The following is a 22,741-nucleotide window of genomic DNA, read 5'->3' as shown; positions in this document are numbered from 1 at the left end:
ATGAGTAAATTAAGTCGTGAAATGACCACGCTGGCGAAACAGGCTGGCGGGAGCTACAAGACGGTTCATGATCGTATCCGCATCATGGACAGGCTGTGCCGTCACCTGCTGGCGCTGAATATTCAGGTGCGTCACGTTAAGTATCTCAAAGCCAGACATATCGAAAGCTATGTCGCCGTACGGCTGTCACAACGCATTGCCATCCGTACCCTGCACAACGAAATGGCGGCGCTGCGCACGGTGTTTAAGCAGGGAGGACGGGAAAAATTCGCCGTTTCTGATCGCCTGACCAACAACGCGTTGGGGCTGAGTGGCGCAAGCCGTGCCGGGACAAAATTCGCTATCCCAGATGAGCGCTATCAGACCGTTCTGCTTGCAGCGCTACAGCGTGATAAAGGGCTGGCCTGCGCACTTCAGCTTGCCCGATTGCTGGGGCTGCGCTCTCAGGAAGCGGTGCAGTGCGCCAGTTCGCTGAAAACGTGGGGAAAGCAGCTTGAGCGTCATCAACAGACGCTGACCGTGGTGTTTGGCACCAAAGGCGGCAGGCCGCGCGAAACCCGGATTATCGATCGCGAAGCGATTCAACGGGCAGTGAAAGCGGCGCTAGAGGTGGCCGAGGCGCGTAACGGTAGGCTGATCGATAAACCCGACCTGAAAACCGCCATGAACTTCTGGCGCACGCAGACCACCCGCTTAGGGCTGACCGGCCAATACTCTCCGCACAGCCTGCGCTACGCATGGGCGCAGGATGCCATGCGTTATTACCTGTCACAGGGCTTTTCCCGCAGTGAAGCCAGGGCATTAACCTCTATGGATCTCGGCCACGGTGATGGTCGGGGGCGCTATGTCGAGCGGGTTTACACCCGGAAGGAGGATTGAACATGACGGATATCACGTTGATTCGCTTATCGCGTCGATTGCCCGATTTTTCCTGCCAGTCCGGAGAGCGTACAGCAGGTGATACGCGCCGCCCGCGATGTGAAAGTCGCCTCCGGTATGCCGGTTCGTCTGATTATTCTGGATACGCTCGCCCGCTGTTTTGGCGGTTCGGATGAGAACGCGGCTAAAGACATGGGCGCATTCATTCAGGGATGTGACGCGATTAAAGCGGCGACACAGGCCACGGTGCTGATTATCCATCATTCCGGTAAAGATCAGGACAAAGGGGCGCGGGGATCCAGCGCCTTCCGTGCTGCGCTGGACGTAGAATTTAACGTCAGGCGTGAAGGTGAAGGCGGCGCGTTGATCCTCAGTTGCACCAAAATGAAAGATGCAGAAGAGCCGCCGCGTCGTGCCTATGACCTGAATGCCGTCGATCTGTACGTGGATGATGATGGCGACCAGATCACCTCGCTGGTGCTGAACGATGAAGGCCGTGAAGTCAGAGAGGATGAGACTGCCAGCGATCCCGATTTAGCCGGTATCCCACGGCTGACGGAAAATCATTTTGCCCTATGGCAGGCCATTCGCTCACGCACGGCCAACGGTGAAGGCTGCACCCGTTCATTGGTGCGTGACGACATGCGGGCAATGGGCTTTGATGTGAACAAGAAGTTCACCCGCTGGCTGGACAAACTGGAAAAGGATGGTCTGATTGCCTTTGAGGGTGAGCGGATTACGCCGTTATCACAACGGAATAAGGTGGGGGATTAAACGGGGGAAAGTGGGGGCGAACGGATAATAAGTCCCTCTATCCGGCATTTTCCCCCACTTCCCATGTATATATACGCACGAAGTGGGGAATGATTTAACTCACTAATAAACAATCATTTTTATGCTAACCATGAAAATCAGGTGGGGGAAACCGTGATCCCTCTTCAAGTGGGGGAAAGGTGGGGGATGGCTTGCTAATGTTTTACTCTGCCGATACACACTAAATATAACATTTGAGTTATTATAACTTATTAGTTATATTCCCCATTAATAAGGGGATTGACATGTATGAATTGATTTTTCACCCCGAAGCTGCAAGCGAAATTTATGACCTCGAACCGGTCATGCAAGCAAAAGCGCTTAAAGGGCTTGAAAAGCTTGAAGCTAAAGGGCCAGAGCTAAGATATCCAGACACAGACATCATCGAAGGTGGGTTGTTTGAGCTACGGGTTGGTAGAAAGGACATAAGCAGAACGTTTTTTGCTTACGCAAAAGGACGTAAGATCTATATTTTAAGGACGTTCGTAAAGAAAACCCCTAAGACCCCGAAAGCTGAAATAGCGCTAGCAAAGTCAAGATGGGAGGAATTGAAAGATGGCAGTTAAAGGTATCAGCTTCTCTGAAGTTAAAGCGAAAGCGCTTTCTAATCCTGAAGTTAAAAAAGCGTATGAGGACGAAACTCAAGAAGAAGCGCTTCGCGCTGTTCTGATCGAAATGAAGTCCAAGTCAGGTCTGACAAGTACAGAGATCGCTGCTCGCATGGGTGTAAGCCAACCTGCGGTGAGCCGCCTTGAGAGAAATGTTTCCAGTGCGAGTATCTCAACCTTACAACGGTATGCCGCTGCTTGCGGGATGCAGCTTAAGCTGTCACTGGGTTAAGATTAGCGCTGTATTTATAAGCCGGATTTTGCACTGGCTTGTCGGCTAGCGTCGGTGCTACACATTCCGGCTTGCTACTTCTATATGGTGGAAGACGATCTGGCAACATGATACTTGGATATGATGAGTAGCTGGAAAATCATCCACATAAGAAAGATGAGCGCCAGCCCCTCCCAAAAAAGGGGCTGGCGCGGTAGATAATGAGAATATTTTTCAAAAATAAATGCACAATCTAAATTATTGGTTAATCTTTATGATGAAACTATCAAGTATATAATTACCACAAGCATTAAAACAAATAAAAAAGAAATTATCGTTAAACCAAGAAATCCATAGGCCGTATACTTTGCAGTTCCAACCCCCTTCACAAAATCTATAGATAATATTTTAAATTTAATAAGAATTCTTGAAAGTAAATAAGAAAGAAATATCAAAAGTAAAGATATCTGAGAAATAAAAGAACTGTAAAACATGACTGCCTGAGGGACAAAGTAATTCGACAAGATTCCTTTTGATGTCACGACCATGAATGTACTACTCTCAATCAAACTTAAAGATTCATATATTGACTCAAATGGTTCATAGATCAACGCAGGCCTTAACTCAAGATATAAGCCAAATTTATTATACAAATCATCAGTTGCATCTAATTTAAGTTGGTAAATAATTATTGTAAAAATAAAGTAAACAATAAAAATAGATAATAAAAAATAAAAAACAGACTTCATGAACGAAAAGTTAGATGTACCTTTTGATTTTATATACATTTTAGTCAATTGAATAGATATGAAATCCAGTAAAATAGAATACCATATGCCATATAAATAAAAATCATGAATAGCTAATTTAATTGGCATTGGAATTTGCTCTGGAATTATCTTGTTAGGATTAAGAAAAATTAGAACATACATAAACCAAGCAAAAAACAATATAAACGAATATAATATAGTAAATAGTGGAATGGTTATTAGCTGTCTTTTTGAGAAAAATCCATCACCAAACAATTTAAAATAATAACCAGACCAATAATCAGAAAATCCATTTATTGCTTCCGAGCCCAGATTAATATTACTTATTGATTTAGATATTTTTTTCTTCTTATCAGAATTAAATCCAGCATGTCCAATTATAATTGCTACAAACCCTAATGCCGCTGACAATGGTATTGCAAGCAATCCGACCGCTGTTGCTACCTCGACACTCATCTTATTATCTCTCCATGACGTTATTTTAATGCAAAGTAAATTTATATAATTTAGTAAGCTCTCTTAAACTCATACGGCACCACATACTCATCCCGGTTCGCATCCAGATAATCCGCCCACCATTGCAGCATCAGCCTGCGCTCATCCAGATGTTCCGCCTTGTGGATGTAAGCAGCACGAACGCCATTACGTTCCTGATGGCTCATTTGCCGCTCTACCGCATCCCGTGACCACTGGCCGGACTCAACTAGTGCGCTACAGGCCATCGTGCGGAAACCGTGTCCACATACTTCGGTGGTGGTGTCGTAGCCCATTACCCGCAATGCATTGTTGACGGTGTTTTCACTCATCGGTTTGGTTGGCCGGTGATCGCCGGGGAAAATCAGTTCGTGTCCGCCACTGATGGCCTTGATCTCTTCCAGCAGCGCTAAAGCCTGTCGGGATAACGGCACCAGATGTTCAGACCGCATCTTTGCGCCACGCTGTGAGTGCTTCACGCCGGGGATGGCTTCACGTTCAGCCGGTATCGTCCACATGGCGCATTTGAAATCGATTTCCGGCCAACGGGCAAAACGTAGCTCACTGGATCGGATGAAAACGTACAGAGTAAGTTTTAACGCCAGCTTGGTTAATGCCCGCCCTTTGTGGCGTTCAATCCTTGCCAGAAAGTCCGGCAGTTTGTTCAGCTTCAACGCAGGCCGGTGGGTGGCTTTTGGCGCGGCTATCGCCCCGGAGAGGTCTTGCGCAGGGTTGCGCTCTATCAGATCGTTCTGCACCGCGTAACGCATGATATCGGTGACGCGCTGGCGCAGCCGCGATGCTAAATCAAGATGGCCGTTCTGTTCCACGACTTTAAGCGGCTCCAGCAGGTCTTTAGTTTTCAGATCGGCAATATGGCGATGCCCGATAGCAGGTAGAATATTACGTTCCATATCGCGCCATACCCGTCCGGCGTGCGTTTCCGACCAGCGGTTTTGGCTAATGTTTCTGTGCCAATCTTGCGCGACCTTCGCAAAAGTATTCAACGCCTCTTGTGCCTGCTCTCTTTCTTCTTCGCGCTTTTCCGTTGGGTGGATACCCTCCAACAGCAGCAATCGTATCTCATCACGCTTCTCTCTGGCCTTCGCCAGCGAGATCAGCGGATAGGCACCGAAAGCAATCCGGCTCTCCTTTCCTTCAAAGCGGTATTTGAGATACCAGCGCTTAGAGCCGTTAGGACTCACCAAAAGATACAGACCATGCGCATCCGAGAGCTTGTAAGCTTTCTCACGAGGCTTGGCGGTACGGGCAACAACGTCGGTCAGCGCCATAATTGGGGGTCAACTCATAATCGAAGTGAATTGACCCTCATCTTGACCCCAAAATTATCTGGATGTCAATGGACGAAAAAAGACCAGCGTGGATAAAACAGACAAAAACGCAGAGAGAGGAATGAAATTAAAATTGTTATTTTACAGATGGATATGAACTTAAGTGGACGATTATGGACATAAAAAAAGCCACCCTGAGGTGACTTGATTTTCATACGATGGTGCCGAAGGCCGGACTCGAACCGGCACGTATTTCTACGGTTGATTTTGAATCAACTGCGTCTACCGATTTCGCCACTTCGGCACTGAAGTAGTATGCGGAAAACGGGTGCATTATACCTTTTGCCGACTCGGGCGCAACTCTAATCCGTCCGGTGCCGGGTTAAGTGCTGAAAAAATCATCTTTGGCAAGGTGTTATCGCGCTTTCGGGGGCAGGGAAGGGCACTTTTACGTTGTACCTGGATGTCGCCGCCGACAAAAAAGCGCTGAGCGGTTGCCCGGCCAGCGCCTTTTATCTGTTCAGTTTACCTTAACGACGTTTGAGCAGCAGCGCCACGCTGATGACCAGGAACACGGCGCTCGGTAATACGGCGCCCAGTATCGGAGGAATGCCGTACACCAGACTGAGCGGTCGAAAGATTTCATTCAGCAGGTAGAACAGGAAACCGAAACTGATGCCGATGACGATACGGGCGCCGGCCGGCACGCTGCGTAGCGGGCCAAAGATGAACGACAGCGCCATTAGCATCATTACGGCGACGGATAGCGGCGCAAATATCTTGCTCCACATATTGAGCTGGTAACGGCTCGATTCCTGTCCGCTTTGCTTCAGGTAGGCGGCGTAATCGCGCAGCCCGCGAATAGAAAGCGAGTCAGGTTCCAGCGCCACCACGCCCAGTTTATCGGGCGTCAGGTTGGTTCTCCATTCACCGCTCAGCGTCTGGCTGCCGCCAATCTGTTTTCCATCGCTCAGGTCGGACTCGTCAACCTGAGTGAGTTTCCATACGCCATTATCGAAAGAGGCGGACGCCGCATAGCGAACGGACAGCAGTTTGTTTTGTTGGTCGAAATGGTAAATATTGACGCCGGCAAGCTCGCTGTCGCCCACAACGCGTTCAATATAAATGAAGTCATTGCCGTCTTTTGCCCACAGGCCATTTTGCGTAGAGAGCATCGAACCGCCGTACATCATCTGCGAGCGGTAGTTGCGCGCCATCTGCTCACCCTGCGGCGATACCCATTCGCCTATCGCCATGGTAAGTAATACCAGCGGAATGGCGGTTTTCATGACGGCGGAGGCGATTTGCAGACGGGTAAATCCCGCGGCCTGCATCACCACCAGCTCACTGCGGGTGGCCAGCGTTCCGAGACCCAGCAAAGCTCCGAGCAGCGCGGCCATTGGGAAGAAGATTTCAATGTCTTTGGGTACGCTGAGCAGCGTATAAAGCCCGGCGCCGAATGCCGAATAGCCGCCTTGTCCGACCTTACGTAACTGATCGACAAACTTGATGATGCCGGACAGGGATACCAGCATGAAGAGGGTCATCATGATGGTATTGAAAATGGTTTTACCGATATAGCGGTCCAGTACGCCAAACATCAGGCCGCTCCTTGTAATTTAAGACGGGCGCGCACTCTGCGCAGCGGAACGCTGTCCCATAGGTTGAGCGCCACCGCAATGCCGAAATACACCAGGTTCGTCAGCCAGATCCAAAGCATGGGATCTATTTTTCCTTTGCTGGCGTTGGAGCGCAGCGAGCTTTGCAGCAGGAAGAAAATCAGATATAGCAGCATCGCCGGCAGCATGCTTAACACACGCCCTTGCCGCGGGTTGACCGCGCTCAGCGGAACCACCATCAGCGCCATGATGAATACCGATATAATCAGCGTTAAACGCCAGTGAAACTCGGCCCGCGCGTCATGCTCGTTCGAATGCCACAGCGCCCGAATACTCATCTGTTCAACATCGCTGCTATCAAGCGTCACCGTTTGGTGACCAATCACCGCCTGATAGTTGGTGAAGTCCGTGATACGGAAATCGCGTAACAGTGCGGTTCCTTCATAGCGGGAACCGTTATCCAGCGTCACCACCTGGGAGCCTTCGCTATTCTGCGTGACGTGTCCGCGATCGGCCACCACCACGGAAGGCCGAGCGTTTCCGCTGGGCCGCAACTGCGCCAGAAACACGTGTTCAAACTCCTGACCGCTGACGTTGCCGACAAACAGCACCGCGTTGCCGCCCTGAGCCGACTGAAACTGTCCTTCGACCAATGTTGCCATGCCGGGGTTGGCTTTTGCTTCCGCCAGCACCACTTCCTGATGCCGAGAAGACCAGGGGCTGACCCACAGCACGTTGATGGTCGCTATTGCGGCCGTCAGCAGCGCCAGCGCCAGCGCGGCTTTTAGCAGCACGCGTTTTCCCAGCCCGCAGGCATGCATCACCGTGATCTCGCTTTCTGCATACAGACGGCCAAATGTCATCAATAACCCAAGAAACAGGCTTAACGGCAAAATGAGCTGGATCATCTCCGGCACGCCTAATCCCAGCAGGGAGATAACCAAATTTGTCGGGATCTCGCCGTCAACGGCGGCACCCAGTATCCGCACTAATTTCTGGCAAAAGAAAATCAGCAACAGAATGAAAAGGATGGCCAATTGGCTTTTAAATGTTTCCCGTACCAGATATCGAATGATGATCACGCTTAATTACGCCTGTGAAAACTTGTCTTTTTGCAGGAAAATAGATAGTTTCTTCGCTAACTCGCCATTTATACTCATTTGTGGCAACCTCGTAGCTAAAACTGTATTACAACATACTGTGTTTAGGCTGTTGTATCAGAACCTGCTTATAGTCACCAAAACAGATTCGTTACGTCGTCAAGATTAACACAGGTATGTTAACGCAACGGCGGGAAAGTATTACGGAGTGGAACATTCTAGCCGTTGATCCCGCCTTTGTCTTTAAGATTCAGGAGAGTACATGGAGTTCAGCGTAAAAAGCGGTAGCCCGGAAAAACAACGCAGTGCATGCATTGTCGTCGGCGTGTTTGAACCGCGTCGCCTGTCCCCAATTGCCGAGCAGCTCGATAAAATCAGCGACGGCTATATCAGCGCGTTGCTGCGCCGCGGTGAATTAGAAGGCAAAGTGGGGCAATCATTGTTATTGCACCATGTACCCAACATTCTTTCAGAACGTATTTTGCTGATTGGCTGCGGCAAAGAGCGCGAGCTTGATGAGCGTCAATACAAACAGGTTATTCAGAAAACCATCAACGCGCTGAATGAAACCGGTTCAATGGAAGCGGTCTGTTTTCTGACCGAACTGCACGTCAAAGGGCGAAATACCTATTGGAAAGTGCGCCAGGCCGTCGAAACCGCGAAAGAATCGCTCTATACCTTTGATCAGCTCAAGAGCAACAAAGTCGAACTGCGCCGTCCGCTGCGTAAAATGGTGTTCAACGTGCCGACGCGTCGCGAACTGACCAGCGGCGAGCGCGCTATTCAGCACGGTCTGGCGATTGCCGCCGGTATCAAGGCGGCGAAAGATCTTGGCAATATGCCGCCCAATATCTGTAACGCCGCCTATCTGGCGTCGCAGGCGCGCCAACTGGCCGATACCTACAGCCAGAATATTATCACCCGCGTGATTGGCGAACAGCAGATGAAAGAGCTGGGCATGAATGCGTATCTGGCGGTCGGTCAGGGGTCTCAGAATGAATCGCTGATGTCCGTCATCGAATATAAAGGCGATCCGTCGGCGGATGCCCGGCCGATTGTGCTGGTCGGTAAAGGTCTGACGTTTGACTCCGGCGGCGTGTCCATCAAGCCTGCCGACAGTATGGATGAAATGAAATACGACATGTGCGGCGCCGCCACGGTTTACGGCGTTATGCGCATGGCCGCGGAACTGGCGCTGCCGCTGAATATTATCGGCGTGTTGGCGGGCTGTGAAAATATGGTCGACGGGCGATCTTACCGTCCGGGCGATGTGCTGACCACCATGTCGGGGCAGACGGTGGAAGTGCTGAATACCGATGCGGAAGGCCGTCTGGTGCTGTGTGATACCTTGACCTACGTTGAGCGTTATGAGCCGGATGTGGTCATCGACATTGCGACGCTGACCGGCGCCTGCGTGATTGCGCTCGGCCATCACATCACCGGATTGATGGCGAACCATAATCCGCTGGCGCATGAGCTGCTGAGCGCTTCCGAACAATCTGGCGACCGCGCCTGGCGTTTACCGCTGACCGATGAGTTCCAGGAACAGCTGGAATCTAATTTCGCCGATATGGCAAACATTGGCGGCCGTCCCGGCGGCGCCATTACCGCCGGCTGCTTCCTGTCGCGCTTTACGCGTAAGTATAGCTGGGCGCATCTGGATATCGCCGGTACGGCCTGGCGTTCAGGCAAAGCCAAGGGCGCTACCGGTCGCCCGGTGGCGCTGTTGTCGCAGTTCCTGCTTAATCGTGCCGGTCTGAACGACGTAGAATGATGGCAATCTGTCAGGCGCGGTAAGCGGCGTCTGAATAAACCTGCAATAACGGGCCGGGTTTTCCGGCCTTTATCAATAGTGTAGATAATGAAAAACGCAACGTTCTATCTTCTTGAACACGATAGCAGAAGCGGTGAGCTTAGCGCCTTTGAGGCGCTGGCCTGCTCGCTGGCGGCAGAACGTTGGCGCGCGGGAAAGCGCGTGTTGATTGCCTGTGAGAATGAGCAGCAGGCTGTCCGGCTGGATGAAGCGCTGTGGCAACGCGATCCCCATTCGTTCGTTCCGCATAATCTGGCGGGCGAGGGGCCGCGCCAGGGGGCGCCGGTCGAACTGGCCTGGCCCGAGCGGCGGGGAAATGCCCCGCGGGATCTGCTGATCAGCCTGTTGCCGCATTTCGCGGATTTTGCCACCGCTTTCCATGAAGTGATAGACTTTGTCCCTTACGAAGAATCCCTGAAACAGTTGGCGCGCGACCGCTATAAGGCCTATCGCAGCGTCGGCTTTCAATTGACTACGGCCAAGCCGCCAACTCACTGAATTTTGAGCATAATGGAAACGAAATATAACCCGCAAGATATCGAGCAGCCGCTTTACGAGCGCTGGGAAGAACAAGGCTATTTCAAGCCGAACGGCGACGCGAGCCAGGGAAGCTTCAGTATCATGATCCCGCCGCCCAACGTCACCGGCAGTTTGCATATGGGTCATGCTTTTCAGCAAACCATTATGGATACGCTGATCCGCTATCAGCGTATGCAGGGGAAAAATACGCTGTGGCAGGCGGGTACCGATCACGCCGGCATCGCCACCCAGATGGTGGTTGAGCGCAAGATCGCGGCGGAAGAGGGCAAAACCCGCCATGATTACGGCCGGGACGCGTTTATCGATAAAATCTGGCAGTGGAAAGCCGAGTCTGGCGGCACCATTACCCGTCAGATGCGTCGTCTGGGTAACTCCGTCGACTGGGAGCGTGAGCGTTTCACCATGGACGAAGGGTTGTCCAACGCGGTGAAAGAAGTGTTTGTGCGCCTTTATAAAGAGGATCTGATTTATCGCGGCAAACGTCTGGTGAACTGGGACCCGAAACTGCGCACCGCGATTTCCGATCTGGAGGTTGAAAACCGTGATGTAAAAGGTTCCATGTGGCACCTGCGCTATCCGCTGGCCGACGGCGTTAAAACCGCCGAAGGCAAAGATTATCTGGTGGTCGCCACCACCCGTCCTGAAACCATGCTGGGCGATACCGGCGTGGCGGTAAACCCGGAAGATCCGCGTTATAAAGACCTGATTGGCAAAGACGTGATCCTGCCGTTGGTTAACCGCCGTATCAAAATCGTCGGTGACGAACACGCCGATATGGAAAAAGGCACCGGCTGCGTGAAAATTACGCCGGCGCACGATTTCAACGACTACGAAGTGGGCAAACGCCATCAGCTTCCGATGATCAATATTCTGACGTTTGACGGCGATATTCGTCAGGAAACTGAAGTATTTGATACCAACGGCGAAGCCAGCACCGCTTACGGCCGCGATATCCCGGAATCCTTCCGTGGTCTGGAGCGTTTTGCCGCGCGTAAAGCCGTGGTGGCGGCATTCGATGAGCTTGGCCTGCTGGAAGAAATCAAGGCCCACGATTTGACCGTTCCCTACGGCGATCGCGGCGGCGTGGTGATTGAACCGATGCTTACTGACCAGTGGTATGTGCGCACGGCGCCGCTGGCAAAAGTAGCGATCGAGGCCGTCGAACAGGGTGAAATCCAGTTCGTGCCCAAGCAGTACGAAAATATGTACTTCAGCTGGATGCGCGACATTCAGGACTGGTGTATCTCCCGTCAGCTATGGTGGGGCCACCGTATCCCGGCCTGGTATGACGCCGACGGCAACGTCTATGTCGGCCGTGATGAGGCGGAAGTTCGTCGTGAAAATAATCTGTCTGACGATGTCGCGCTGAATCAGGACGAAGATGTACTGGATACCTGGTTCTCGTCCGGTCTGTGGACGTTCTCCACGCTGGGTTGGCCGGAACAGACGCCGGAGTTGAAAGCGTTCCATCCCAGCAGCGTGATGGTCAGCGGTTTCGACATCATCTTCTTCTGGATTGCCCGCATGATCATGCTGACCATGCACTTTATCAAAGATGAAAACGGCAAGCCGCAGGTTCCGTTCCACACCGTATATATGACAGGTCTGATCCGTGACGAGGAAGGCCAGAAAATGTCGAAATCCAAAGGGAACGTGATTGACCCGCTGGATATGGTGGACGGCATTTCTTTAGACGCGCTGCTGGAAAAACGTACCGGCAATATGATGCAGCCTCAACTGGCGGAGAAAATCCGTAAGCGCACCGAGAAGCAGTTCCCGAACGGCATTGAGCCGCACGGTACGGACGCGCTGCGTTTTACGCTGGCGGCGCTGGCATCCACCGGTCGCGATATCAACTGGGACATGAAGCGCCTGGAAGGCTATCGCAACTTCTGTAACAAGCTGTGGAACGCCAGCCGTTTCGTGCTGATGAATACCGAAGATCAGGATTGTGGTTTCAACGACGGGGAAAAAGTACTGTCGCTGGCCGATCGCTGGATCCTGGCTGAATTCAACCGCACGGTGAAAGCCTATCGCGAAGCGCTGGACAGCTATCGTTTCGATATCGCCGCCAACATTCTGTACGAATTCACCTGGAACCAGTTCTGTGACTGGTATCTGGAGCTGGCGAAGCCGGTGATGAATGGCGGAACGGAAGCGGAACTGCGCGGCACGCGCCATACGCTGGTGAACGTGCTGGAAGCGCTGCTGCGTCTTGCGCACCCGATCATTCCGTTTATCACGGAAACCATCTGGCAACGGGTGAAAGTGCTGAAAGGCATTACCGCCGATACGATAATGTTGCAGCCTTTCCCTGAGTACGATGCGGCACAGGAAGATACGCAGGCGCTGAACGATCTCGAATGGATCAAGCAGACGATTATTGCCGTGCGTAACATCCGTGCGGAAATGAACATTGCCCCGGGTAAACCGCTGGCAGTGTTGCTGCGCGATGCCAGCGCTGAAGCCCGGCGTCGGGTAGAAGAGAACCGCAGCTTTATCCAGACGCTGGCGCGTCTGGAAAGCATTACGCTGCTGCCGGCGGGTGATAAAGGCCCGGTTTCCGTGACCAAACTGGTCGAAGGGGCTGAGCTGTTGATCCCAATGGCCGGTCTGGTCGATAAGGCCGCGGAGCTGGATCGTCTGGCGAAGGAAGTGGCTAGAATCGAAGCTGAAATCGGCCGCATCGAAAGCAAACTGTCCAACGAAGGTTTTGTGGGACGCGCTCCGGAAGCCGTGGTTGCCAAAGAGCGTGAAAAACTGGATGGCTATTTCGTTGCCAAAGCGAAATTGCTGGAACAGCAGGCGACGATCGCGGCGCTGTAATTCCTTATCTGGATTGATGATTTTCTTATCGTCCTGGTCAGATAAAACGCCCGATGCATTGCATCGGGCGTTTTTTATCCGCATATAAATACCACCTCCTATGCCGGCGGATTTGATGCCTCAGGGCATTTTCTGTGCTGCCGACAAGCTTGTTCTCTCCTTTATGTATGCCCTTATTTCTGATGCAAACGAGGTAGCAGATCGTGCGTAAGTACGAAAAAAAATACTTCAACAACTATAAATAATAATGAGAATAACTATCAATTCGCTCAGGGTTTGATATTATTTCAGGCTGATTTCTTGTGTCATTAGTGATGGATTAACGGTGGAGGCACAGCGTGAATACGGCTGTCAGTAACATTAATCAACAGGTGTCATCAGCCTGGCAAAAAAAACGTAGCGCGTTCAGCGTATTTTCCGGTAGCGTGCTGGTTATTCTGCTTTTGACTGCCGGACTCAGTGGAAATGCGTTTGCAGCGCCTGCGGCAACGCCGCTGTCCGGTGAGAACAGCACCGGCGATACTGCGACATCGGTTATTCCTGATCTTTCCGCCGCCCCTGATTCTCCCGCTACGGCAACAACACCGGAAACACTGATCCCTTCACCGCTTTCACTGCCCACCAGCGCGTCGCCGGGTACGAATAACCTGATGCAAACCGATCTCTCTGTCTGGGGTATGTATCAACATGCCGATTGGGTGGTGAAGACGGTCATGATTGGTCTTTTGCTGGCGTCCGTCATCACCTGGGCGATTTTCTTCAGTAAAAGCGTGGAGTTGATGGGCGCCAAGCGTCGCCTGCGCCGTGAATATCAGGCTTTGGAACAGGCTAGAACGCTGGATGATGCGGCAACAACCGTAGAAGCCTTCAAAGCGGGCAGCGTGGCGCAGCGACTGCTGGCGGATGCGCAGAATGAAATAGAGTTGTCGGCCCGTTCTGACGACAACAACGGCATTAAAGAACGTACCGCTTTTCGTCTGGAACGTCGCGTCGCGGCGACCGGGCGTGATATGGGACGTGGAAACGGCTATCTGGCGACGGTCGGCGCGGTGGCGCCGTTTATCGGGCTGTTTGGTACGGTATGGGGCATCATGAATAGCTTTATCGGTATTGCCCAAACCCAGACCACGAATCTCGCCGTCGTCGCGCCGGGTATCGCCGAGGCTTTGTTGGCGACGGCGATTGGTCTGGTTGCCGCCATCCCCGCCGTGGTGATTTATAACGTCTTCGCCCGCTGGATCGCCGGCTATAAGGCGCTGGTGGGGGATGTTGCCGCACAGGTGCTGCTGCTGCTGAGCCGCGATCTGGATGTGGCGGCCAGCAATGACAACCGGGTGGCGTCATCGACGCATAAACTGCGGGTGGGATAAGCCATGGCCATGCACTTGAACGATGATGTGAGCGACAATGGCGAGATGCATGACATCAACGTGACGCCGTTTATTGATGTCATGTTGGTTCTGCTGATCATTTTTATGGTGGCGGCTCCGCTGGCAACGGTGGACATTCGCGTAGACCTGCCCGCCTCTTCCGCCGCGCCTCAACCGCGCCCGGAAAAACCGGTTTACCTGACGGTGAAAGCGGACAAGCAGCTCTACGTGGGAGACGATGCGGTTAACGAACCGTCACTGGCTCAGGCTCTGGATGCCAAAACCAACGCCAATAAAGAAACCACCATCTTCTTTCAGGCGGATAAAAGCGTCGATTATGAAACCATGATGCGCGTTATGGATGCGCTGCGCAAAGCCGGCTATCTCAAGGTCGGGTTGGTCGGCGCGGAATCCGCGGCCAAATAGTCTGCCGCCGAATAGCGGTCGACGTTCACGGCGGCGCCTGATTTACTGACGTGAATCAGGATGCCGCCAGTGTATCCGGGTCGGTATATAGCATTTGTCCTCGTCCAGCGGCTGCTGGTCGATTAAGCGCGTAATCATTTCAAAACTGCTTCTTGCCAGCGTTTCGCAATCCTGCGCGACGGTATCAATCTTCAACGGTAAACAGTCAAACAGATAGTGATCGTCAAAGCTGCACAGACGGATATCGCTTTCCATCAGGTTGTGCTGATTCAGGTAACGTAAAACCCCTTCCTGCAAACCGCAGGCGGCGACGAACAGCGCTTTGGGCGGGCGACCCAGCGTCGCGCAAAGCTGAGCGAACATCTCATAGCCGGAACTGGGATGGTAGCTGCCATGAATAATCCACTCAGGACGACATTCCAGACCCGCACGCTGTAATCCCAACTGGAACCCCGCCAAACGATCGCGGGTAGGGGAGATGCGGGATTGGCCGCCAATAAAATAGAATTCCTCGCGGTGCTGACGAGCGATACGTTCCACCATCTCCGCCGTTGACTCCACGGCCTCGGAGACCACCAGCGGCAAGGTGGAGTCGCCAATCACCCGGTCAAACTGCACCACCGGCAACTGTTGATTGATTTTCTGATATTCGCTATCGCTGAGCATGCTGGATGCGACAATCAGTCCATCAACCTGACGCTGCACCAGGCTGTTGACCGCCATCATTTCCTGACTGGCGTTTTCATCCGTACAGGCGATCAGCAACTGTAATCCCGCTTCGCGACACAGCATTTCCAGCTCGCGTGAGATAACGGCGAAGCCGTAGTTGGTCATTTCCGGCACCACCAGCCCCAGCGTGTTACTGCGGGAGGAACGCAACGAACGCGCATGGATACTGGGCTGATAGCGTTGCTCGTGGGCAATCAGCAGAATGCGATCGCGGGTGGCATCAGAAACGCGGAACTCTTTACTACGGCCATTCAGTACCAGACTGGCGGTGGATTTTGATACACCGGCCAGCGCGGCGATATCACTGATTGTTACGCGTTTAGTCTGTTTCACCGCTGAGTCTGCTGTTAGAAAAAAGGGGATGTTATTCTATCACGCATGGCGCTAACAGCCAGTGCTGTAGCGTTAGTCGTCCGGATCCGCTGAAAGAAAGGGTCGCGTCGCCTTCCGGGAAATAGCGGGTAGACATCACCGCGGCTCCCTCATTGATAAAAATTTCGATACTGGAGCGATCGCACAAGATCTGTAAATGATAAAGATCTCCACGCCAGTAGCGGTGTTCGGACTCGCCGGTGCGCAGATTACGCCGACTCAGGGTCAGACGTTCACCGTCCCAGCACAGCACCAACAACGAGGCGATCGTGAGCTGGAACTCCCCGTGGATCGACAATTGCACTTCCGCGCTCTCGACGGCAAGAGACGGGGCATAGTCGGCGGTGCCCTGCCAAACATAAGGCTCGCTGCGCAACTGTTGCAACTCGCGGGCAGGCTGTTGATAAATCCGGCCTTCACGTAGCGTAAGTTCCCGAGGGCAGGTCATGGTGTGCATCCACCCTTGTTTAATGGTCGGGGCGAAAAACTCGTTTTCGTCAGGGATACCCATCCAGCCAAACAGCAAACGACGACCGTCGGCGCTTGCTGTGGTTTGCGGCGCATAAAATTCGAAACCGAGATCCAGTTCGTTAAAATCCTGATGCGAATAATGGCCGTTCTGATAATCCAGCTTGCCGATAAAGTAGCCGGACTGAAAAGTATTGAGATAGCGTTCTTCTTCCGCAGCCAGCCCTTGCGGGCAGCAGATCAACACCTCCTGACCGCCCAGACTGAATAAGTCCGGGCATTCCCACATGTAGCCAAAATCACCCAGTCCGCCAAGCCGGGAACCGGCGATTTCGGCCACGTGTTCCCAACCGAGCAGATCGTTGGAGCGATACAGCAGCACTTTTCCCTGTAGCGCTTTATCCTGCGCGCCCAACACCATGTACCAACGGCCATCATGCTTCCAGACTTTCGGGTCGCGGACATGGCCGGTATAGCCTTCGGGCAGCGTCAGTACCGGCCCCAGTTTGTCGTATTCACCATTGTTATTCTCGCGGGCGAGACATTGGAAGGCCGTACGCGAGCCGTCGTCGTACTTGACGTTGCCGGTGTAAATCAGCGTAATCGCACCGTTATCCGCCACGGCGGAACCTGAATAGCAGCCGTGGGTCTCATAGCTTTCACTGGGAACCAGCGCCACAGGCTCGTGTCTCCAGTGCACCAAATCGGCTGAGCTCCAGTGCCCCCAGAATTTTGCTCCGTGGGCACAGGCTAAAGGATTCCACTGATAAAACAGATGGTAACGCCCGTTATGATGAATGAACCCGTTCGGATCGTTGAGTAGCCCAACGTTAGGCGACAAATGCCAGGCCGGACGGTATGGATCATCATGAGTCTGATTTTGACCTGACATCAGGGCGTGCGCCATGCGCTTTAATAAGTGGACTTCTTTCATTATTCGCTATCCGTTTTATATTTCAGCAGGGATGAAATGATAAACGCTGTACTAAAGGCGATCAGCATACCAATCAGGTAGCTAAGCATAGAGCCTGCCTGTACGATTGCGAGCCCGGGGAAGCCGGTCAATCCTACCGCCGTCATGCTGACATGATTGAATACGACCCACGCGCCGCCGAGCGCACCGCCCGCAAGGGCTGCCAGGAATGGTTTGATAAAGCGCAGATTAATACCAAATATCGCTGCTTCGGTAATCCCCAACAGGCAGGAAAGGCCGGCAGGGACGGCGATGGCTTTGATTTTAGCGTCGCGAGTTTTGAAATACACCGCCAGACAAGCCCCGCCTTGCGCAACGTTAGCCATGGCCCAGATAGGCAACAGGAAGTTGACCCCGATATTGGGATTCCCCAACAGGCCGGCTTCAATGGCATGAAAACTGTGGTGAACGCCGGTGATAACAATCGCGGAATAGAGACCGCCGAACAGCAATCCGGCCAGCCAGCCAGCGTGGGCAATCAGCGTACTCAGTACGAAAGAGATGGCGTCGCCCAGCATACGGCCTGCCGGGCCGATGATCAGCAAGGCAATAAAGCCGGAAATAACCACGGTCAGGAACGGCGTAACAATGATATCCAACGCATCCGGCACGACTTTGCGCAGGCGTTTTTCCACCATACTCATGAACCAGACGGCCAGCAGAACCGGGAATACCGTGCCCTGATAACCCACCATGGCAATATCCAGACCGAACAGGTTCATGGTTTCGAAGCCGCCGGCCACGCCCCAGGCATTGGTCAGCGCCGGATGGGTGAGGATCCCCCCCAGCGTGGCGCCCAGATAAGGGTTGCCGCCGAATTCCCGCGCGGCGGTAAAGCCGATAAGAATAGGCAGGATGATGAAGGCGGCGGAGCTGAACATATCCAGCATAATGAAAATCGCGCTGCCGGCGTCGACCCAGCCGTAGGTTTTGATCAGGCCGAGCACGCCCATCAGCAGACCGGATGCCACAATGGCCGGAATGATGGGAACAAAGATGTTCGACAGCAGGCGCGCCAGCCGTTGCAGCGGGTTCAGTTTCCGGGCGGCCAGCGTTGCGGCCTCGGATTTGCTGGATTCACTGATACCGGCGACCTTAATGAATTCGGCATAGACTTTATTGACCAGGCCGGTTCCGAAAATGATCTGAATCTGCCCCGCGTTGTGGAAGCAGCCTTTGACCCCTTCGACATTTTCAATGGCTTTCTTGTTCGCCAGGCTGTCATCGTTCAGTACCAGACGCAGACGGGTGGCGCAGTGGGCGGCGCTGGCGATGTTTTCTTTTCCGCCCAATAAGGGGATAAGCGCTGTCGCTGTGGCGTTAATGTCCATTTTATTCCTCTTTTTTATTATCGGGATACTTGGTATCCCCTGCGCCGGTCATCAGTGGTGATAACCGGCGATCGTGCTATCCGATTATCAGAACCAGGTTTCCATCTGGACGCCGAAATTCCATTCGCCGCCAGCAGTGAAGCCGGTAGAGCCGAAAGTGTCTGTACTTGAGTAGTTATCCAGTCGTTTGTCCCAGTTCATGTAGCTGGCGAACAGACGCAGCTCAGGACGACTGAAGAAGTTGGCGATATCGCCTGTTTTAAACGTAGGAGCAAAGGTCAGCTTATAGAATCCGCCGCTGACCTTATTGAGATCGCTGTAGCCTCGTGGATCGAGATCCATATATTGATAACTGCCTTCATAAGCCAGCGCAAAGTTTTCGGTGATTTCCTGAATCAGACGGGCGTTAAACGTTATCCATTCATAGTTGTCGCCGCTGACGTAACGATCCTTGCTGGATTGCGCCAAAATAGACGGCGCGAAGCTCCAGTTTTTGCTTAATGGCGTCGTGCCGTAGGTCGCCAGACGCCAGGTGTCGGCATCATTGGTCAGGTTGCCATCCGAACCGATGCCTTTAACTTCGCCGCCTAAACCATGACCATAGAGGACGGCTACTTTCGCGCTACCTTCACGCAGCCCGTAGAAGCTATCGCCATGCCAGGCCGCCATCGCGTGGAAACCTTTATCGCCAGCGTTAGTATTGGTGACGGTATTCGCACTATTATTTCCGGTGTTTTCACGTACGTCGTTATTGTTCGCCGTTAATCCGCTCAGCATAAACTGGAACGGGCCGACATAGTTGTTGGCAGTGAAAATATAGTTTTTGATGTCATTATCCAGCGAGGTAATTGCGCCCAGATTGCGCCCATAGACGGAAAAGTTGCTTTTGAAGTTATCCGCCCATTTTACGTCGTAGATGCCGCCGCCGGTGCCGGCCAGGAAGATCACATCGGTGTCCAGCCAGTGAATATCGAAATTGTCGCGGTCAAAACGTTTACCCGCCCACAGCGTGGTGTCTTTCAACGCGCCGGTAAAGGTTGGCAGAGAACCTAATTCAACAAAGGCTTCCCGAACGTTAAGCTTGCTGTCATCACCCGTCCAGTCGTTATAGCTGCGTTGGCCGTCAGCCATCATGACTTTGAATCGGGTGGTCGCGCCGTTGTCCAGCTTTTGTTTGTGCTCCAGTTTCAACTCGACATAGGTGTCATCTTCATTGCCCAAGCGGCCAATATGTCCACCGGTTCCGCCTGCGGGAGACATGCCAGGCCCAAAATCGGCGTTTGAACTGACAGAAGAGTCATTTGCCAGTAAACCGGAGCGGGCATAGCCATGGAACTCGAAACCATCGGCGAATGACTTCTGGCTGGCCAGCGCGGTGGTGCGCTGCTCAACCTGCTGGGTTTTCTGTTCAGTTTGCGCGGTACGCGCTTCCAGTTGCCGGGTTTGTTTTTCCGCCGCTTCTGCTCTGGCTTCAGCGGTTTGCGCACGATGTTCGGCTGCTTGCAGTCTTTGTTCGAGAGCGTTCAGACGGGCTTCAATACTGTCGGTACTGGCGGCAGAAGCGTAGAAAGGGCTGGAGAGGAGTAATCCTATTGTTACGGCAAGATAGTTTAGTTTCATTTTTTTGTTCTCTTTTGGATGGAGCTTTACTGTGTTGACAGAGTCCGTTTTGCTAAAATGCTAAACCGGTTTTTCAAGTGGAAAGTAAAGGCCGGATATCGGGTTGGCAAGAAATTTTACCAACCCGATTCTGTATCTGTGATCCTGGCTGCAAAACATCCCCTTTATCTTGCCGGATGCGGGAGAACAGGCCGCCTCTCGGTTACTTGGTTCTCGCGTCGCTGGAGGGAAAGGCCTGTCTGAATCCTGCAATCAATGGCGTGGAAAAGTCGAACCGCCGCGGCGTTAATGTCTGGCCAATGTGGTGGCGCGAAGCTGCTGCGCATAAGGCAGAGCCGTCATTGCGCCTTTCGCCGTCGTAGCCAGCGCGCCGCACAACTGGGCTTGCTCGATTACCCTGTCCCAGGAAACGGGCTGCGATAAGTCGTCATATTCGGCTAAACCTTGCAGCAGCCCGGCAACAAAGGCATCGCCGGCGCCGGTGGTGTCAACCGGGGTAACATAGGGCGCGGCAAACTGCTGTAGCCGCCGGCGATCGTGTAACCACACGCCTTCGCCGCCCAGAGTGACCAGCAGCAGTTTGACGGGATATTGCTGCATAAGCCGCTGAATGCCTTGTTCCACATCGGTGGTTTGGCTGAGAAACGCCAGCTCTTCCCGCGACAGTTTAACCACATCGGCCAGCGCCAAAGCCTGTGCGATGCAGTGCTGTAATTCCTGCCGGCAGGACCAGAGGTCTTCACGGATATTGGGATCGAAACTGACCCATCCCTGGGCGGCTTTTATGCGTCGCATCGCTTCAAACGCGGTGCTGCGAGAGGGTTCCTGTGATAAGGCGATAGAGCAGAGATGCAGCCATTCACCACGCTGGAATGCCGGTAAATCACCCGGTTGTAAAAACAGATCCGCACTGGGGCGAACCATAAAAGTGAATGAACGCTCGCCGGACTGATCCAGACTGACCACCACGGTAGAGGTGCGATAGCGGCCGTCAAGCGTCATGCAATCTGTTTCTACCTGTTCACGGGACAGGACGTTTTGCATAAAGTGACCAAAAACATCGTCACCGACCCGGCCGATAAACGCGCTACGCCCGCCAAGTCTGGCGATGCCCACCGCCACATTGGCGGGCGCGCCGCCCGGACACTTGATATAGCGATCTGCATCTTCTGGGATGAGGTCGACGACGGCATCACCCATTACCCAAATCTTATGTGCCATAGAATTACTCTTATCAGGGATAATAGAACTGGCTGCTAAAATAGAAGAATCGGTTTAGCTACGCAACAGATTCACGAAAGATGTTAGTGGAACGCCACAAAATAGCGGTTTTTTTCTCTGGAAAGTGAAGCGCATTTATGTGATGCGCTACGCAAATATTCGCTAGCGGCCTAAATAAAAGCGCGTTTTAGCCGATGCCTTAAAGGCAGTATTTGGGATTATCCTTTGTCTATCAGGAGCTAGGGCGAATAAGGAGAAGGCATATGAGCCGCCACACATCTTCCGGCATGAGATCCGACGCCATCATCGCTATTCAGCACGCCGCTTGCGCCATAAACACCACGGTTAAACCTATTGAGATAAACATTGCTGCGTTCCAGACGGTGCAATAACCGTGCGTAATTACAATCTGTTATGGGGGCTGTGGGCGATATGGGCCTTGCTGGTGATTGTCTGGCTGGTGGATATCCACATGGATTTATCCGCGTTGTTTTATGGCAAGGCGTTGGTTGCCGTTCTGGGATTCGCCCTGCCGGCGCTGATGGCGTTTTTTTACAAAATAAAAAGGAATCAGCCGATGTTTTCATTTGATAAAAAGAAAAAATCAAGCGATGAATCGCCAGGGAATGGTGACGTAACCCATCCGCCGGCGTTGGTTAATTCAGTCAGCCCTGCACGCGTCAGGAAAGACACGTTTATTGCTCAGGGCGCGCGTATGGCCGGCGGGCTGACGACGGACGGCAATATTACCGTGGAAGGGGAGATCGAAGGCGACGTGCGCTGCGGCGATACCATTAAGGTAGAACATGGCGGCAGGGTGAAAGGCGAAATGACGTCGCAGCATATTATCATCAACGGCCAGGTTGAAGGGCGGGTTTCCGCCGGCGTGGTGTCCATTCTGGCGCAGGGAAGCGTGGTGGGAGAGATATTCTCGGATGAACTCTCCATTGAGAAAGGCGGCATATTTACCGGCCAGTCAAATCCGCAAACGCGGAGTCAGGAAAAACCGGCTTATGTGGAAAAGAAAAAAGGTAATGTCGTGCAAGAGAACGTCGGCGTGTCGGCGGGGAATACTCCGGCGCTAAGCTAAACGGCGATAATCCTCATGCGCTGGGGGCGTCTTTTCTAATCTTTCAGCGTACCTCAGCGCCGAAAATCTTGATCCGCCGCATGTCGGCAGCACTCTTATCAGCAGTTTTATATTTGTCCACGTATAATTTCCGCCCCCTGTATCCCGGTTGATAATCGAGCATATGTTAACCGGGCGTATAAAATCCATTTTCCGA

Annotated in this window: 19 protein-coding genes, 1 tRNA gene and 1 pseudogene; 11 read left to right on the top strand and 10 right to left on the bottom strand. The window is 52.8% G+C overall.

Annotated elements, in window-relative coordinates; translation table 11 throughout:
* From JG725_RS11185 to JG725_RS11170, 4 genes and pseudogenes are all read left to right on the top strand, one after another.
* On the top strand, nucleotides 1-879 hold the full coding sequence (locus JG725_RS11185) for an integrase domain-containing protein (RefSeq protein ID WP_199378035.1): 879 nt from the start codon (nucleotides 1-3) through the stop codon (nucleotides 877-879).
* A 27-nt stretch (nucleotides 880-906) separates the two neighbouring features.
* Nucleotides 907-1,653, top strand: a pseudogene (locus JG725_RS11180) (AAA family ATPase); the annotation flags it as partial.
* Between the two features lie 284 nt (nucleotides 1,654-1,937).
* Complete coding sequence (locus tag JG725_RS11175; RefSeq protein ID WP_005971241.1) at nucleotides 1,938-2,258, top strand: type II toxin-antitoxin system RelE/ParE family toxin; 321 nt, start codon at nucleotides 1,938-1,940, stop codon at nucleotides 2,256-2,258.
* On the top strand, nucleotides 2,248-2,532 hold the full coding sequence (locus JG725_RS11170; RefSeq protein WP_010298306.1) for a helix-turn-helix domain-containing protein: 285 nt from the start codon (nucleotides 2,248-2,250) through the stop codon (nucleotides 2,530-2,532). Before JG725_RS11175 ends, JG725_RS11170 begins: the two co-directional genes overlap by 11 nt.
* Nucleotides 2,533-2,783: 251 nt before the next feature.
* On the opposite strand, the gene JG725_RS11165 is transcribed toward JG725_RS11170, so the two are convergent.
* The 5 genes from JG725_RS11165 to lptF all read right to left on the bottom strand — a co-directional run bounded on the left by JG725_RS11165 (nucleotide 2,784) and on the right by lptF (nucleotide 7,748).
* Nucleotides 2,784-3,737: a hypothetical protein gene (locus tag JG725_RS11165; RefSeq protein WP_199378033.1), complete on the bottom strand. Its 954-nt coding sequence runs from the start codon at nucleotides 3,735-3,737 to the stop codon at nucleotides 2,784-2,786.
* Between the two features lie 50 nt (nucleotides 3,738-3,787).
* Nucleotides 3,788-5,047 (bottom strand): integrase arm-type DNA-binding domain-containing protein, encoded by a 1,260-nt coding sequence (locus tag JG725_RS11160; protein WP_199378031.1) that lies wholly within the window; start codon nucleotides 5,045-5,047, stop codon nucleotides 3,788-3,790.
* A 219-nt stretch (nucleotides 5,048-5,266) separates the two neighbouring features.
* Nucleotides 5,267-5,351: transfer RNA gene (locus JG725_RS11155), tRNA-Leu, on the bottom strand.
* Nucleotides 5,352-5,577: 226 nt separating this feature from the next.
* Complete coding sequence (lptG, locus tag JG725_RS11150; RefSeq protein WP_172290303.1) at nucleotides 5,578-6,648, bottom strand: LPS export ABC transporter permease LptG; 1,071 nt, start codon at nucleotides 6,646-6,648, stop codon at nucleotides 5,578-5,580.
* A complete protein-coding gene (gene lptF / locus JG725_RS11145; protein ID WP_199378029.1) occupies nucleotides 6,648-7,748 on the bottom strand; it encodes an LPS export ABC transporter permease LptF in 1,101 nt (366 codons plus the stop codon). Before lptF ends, lptG begins: the two co-directional genes overlap by 1 nt.
* Nucleotides 7,749-8,028: 280 nt before the next feature.
* On the opposite strand from lptF, the gene pepA reads away from it, so the two are divergent.
* From pepA to exbD, 5 genes are all read left to right on the top strand, one after another.
* A complete protein-coding gene (pepA, locus tag JG725_RS11140) occupies nucleotides 8,029-9,540 on the top strand; it encodes a leucyl aminopeptidase (protein ID WP_172290301.1) in 1,512 nt (503 codons plus the stop codon).
* 87 nt (nucleotides 9,541-9,627) lie between these two features.
* Nucleotides 9,628-10,077, top strand: a complete 450-nt coding sequence (locus tag JG725_RS11135) for a DNA polymerase III subunit chi (protein WP_172290300.1) — start codon at nucleotides 9,628-9,630, stop codon at nucleotides 10,075-10,077.
* Between the two features lie 12 nt (nucleotides 10,078-10,089).
* Complete coding sequence (locus JG725_RS11130) at nucleotides 10,090-12,945, top strand: valine--tRNA ligase (RefSeq protein ID WP_199378027.1); 2,856 nt, start codon at nucleotides 10,090-10,092, stop codon at nucleotides 12,943-12,945.
* Between the two features lie 338 nt (nucleotides 12,946-13,283).
* Nucleotides 13,284-14,315: a tol-pal system-associated acyl-CoA thioesterase gene (gene exbB, locus JG725_RS11125; protein WP_199378025.1), complete on the top strand. Its 1,032-nt coding sequence runs from the start codon at nucleotides 13,284-13,286 to the stop codon at nucleotides 14,313-14,315.
* A gap of 3 nt (nucleotides 14,316-14,318) precedes the next feature.
* On the top strand, nucleotides 14,319-14,741 hold the full coding sequence (exbD, locus tag JG725_RS11120; RefSeq protein ID WP_172290297.1) for a TonB system transport protein ExbD: 423 nt from the start codon (nucleotides 14,319-14,321) through the stop codon (nucleotides 14,739-14,741).
* Between the two features lie 42 nt (nucleotides 14,742-14,783).
* Here exbD and JG725_RS11115 read toward each other — a convergent pair whose 3' ends face one another.
* From JG725_RS11115 to JG725_RS11095, 5 genes are all read right to left on the bottom strand, one after another.
* On the bottom strand, nucleotides 14,784-15,803 hold the full coding sequence (locus JG725_RS11115) for a substrate-binding domain-containing protein (protein WP_172290296.1): 1,020 nt from the start codon (nucleotides 15,801-15,803) through the stop codon (nucleotides 14,784-14,786).
* A 31-nt stretch (nucleotides 15,804-15,834) separates the two neighbouring features.
* Nucleotides 15,835-17,244 carry a sucrose-6-phosphate hydrolase gene (locus JG725_RS11110; protein ID WP_199378023.1) on the bottom strand — a complete coding sequence of 470 codons (1,410 nt, stop codon included), beginning with the start codon at nucleotides 17,242-17,244 and terminating at the stop codon, nucleotides 15,835-15,837.
* The gene (locus JG725_RS11105) at nucleotides 17,244-18,614 is read right to left on the bottom strand and encodes a sucrose-specific PTS transporter subunit IIBC (RefSeq protein WP_172290294.1); all 1,371 of its coding nucleotides are present in this window, start codon (nucleotides 18,612-18,614) and stop codon (nucleotides 17,244-17,246) included. Before JG725_RS11105 ends, JG725_RS11110 begins: the two co-directional genes overlap by 1 nt.
* Before the next feature lie 87 nt (nucleotides 18,615-18,701).
* Nucleotides 18,702-20,234 carry a carbohydrate porin gene (locus JG725_RS11100; protein WP_172290293.1) on the bottom strand — a complete coding sequence of 511 codons (1,533 nt, stop codon included), beginning with the start codon at nucleotides 20,232-20,234 and terminating at the stop codon, nucleotides 18,702-18,704.
* 285 nt (nucleotides 20,235-20,519) lie between these two features.
* Nucleotides 20,520-21,455 (bottom strand): aminoimidazole riboside kinase, encoded by a 936-nt coding sequence (locus JG725_RS11095; RefSeq protein WP_199378021.1) that lies wholly within the window; start codon nucleotides 21,453-21,455, stop codon nucleotides 20,520-20,522.
* Nucleotides 21,456-21,718: 263 nt separating this feature from the next.
* Here JG725_RS11095 and JG725_RS20795 point away from each other — a divergent pair, with 263 nt between their 5' ends.
* Together JG725_RS20795 and JG725_RS11090 are read left to right on the top strand one after the other, a co-directional pair.
* Nucleotides 21,719-21,847, top strand: coding sequence for a hypothetical protein (locus tag JG725_RS20795; RefSeq protein WP_255556155.1), 129 nt, complete (start codon nucleotides 21,719-21,721; stop codon nucleotides 21,845-21,847).
* Nucleotides 21,848-21,849: 2 nt separating this feature from the next.
* Nucleotides 21,850-22,545 carry a polymer-forming cytoskeletal protein gene (locus tag JG725_RS11090; protein WP_330528926.1) on the top strand — a complete coding sequence of 232 codons (696 nt, stop codon included), beginning with the start codon at nucleotides 21,850-21,852 and terminating at the stop codon, nucleotides 22,543-22,545.
* The last annotated feature ends 196 nt before the right edge of the window (nucleotides 22,546-22,741 follow it).

It is taken from the genome of Brenneria sp. L3-3C-1, assembly GCF_016456245.1.
In the GTDB taxonomy this organism is placed as follows: Bacteria; Pseudomonadota; Gammaproteobacteria; order Enterobacterales; family Enterobacteriaceae; genus Brenneria.
Note: the sequence above shows the minus strand (reverse complement) of the source record. Positions and strands in the feature narration are given on the sequence as shown.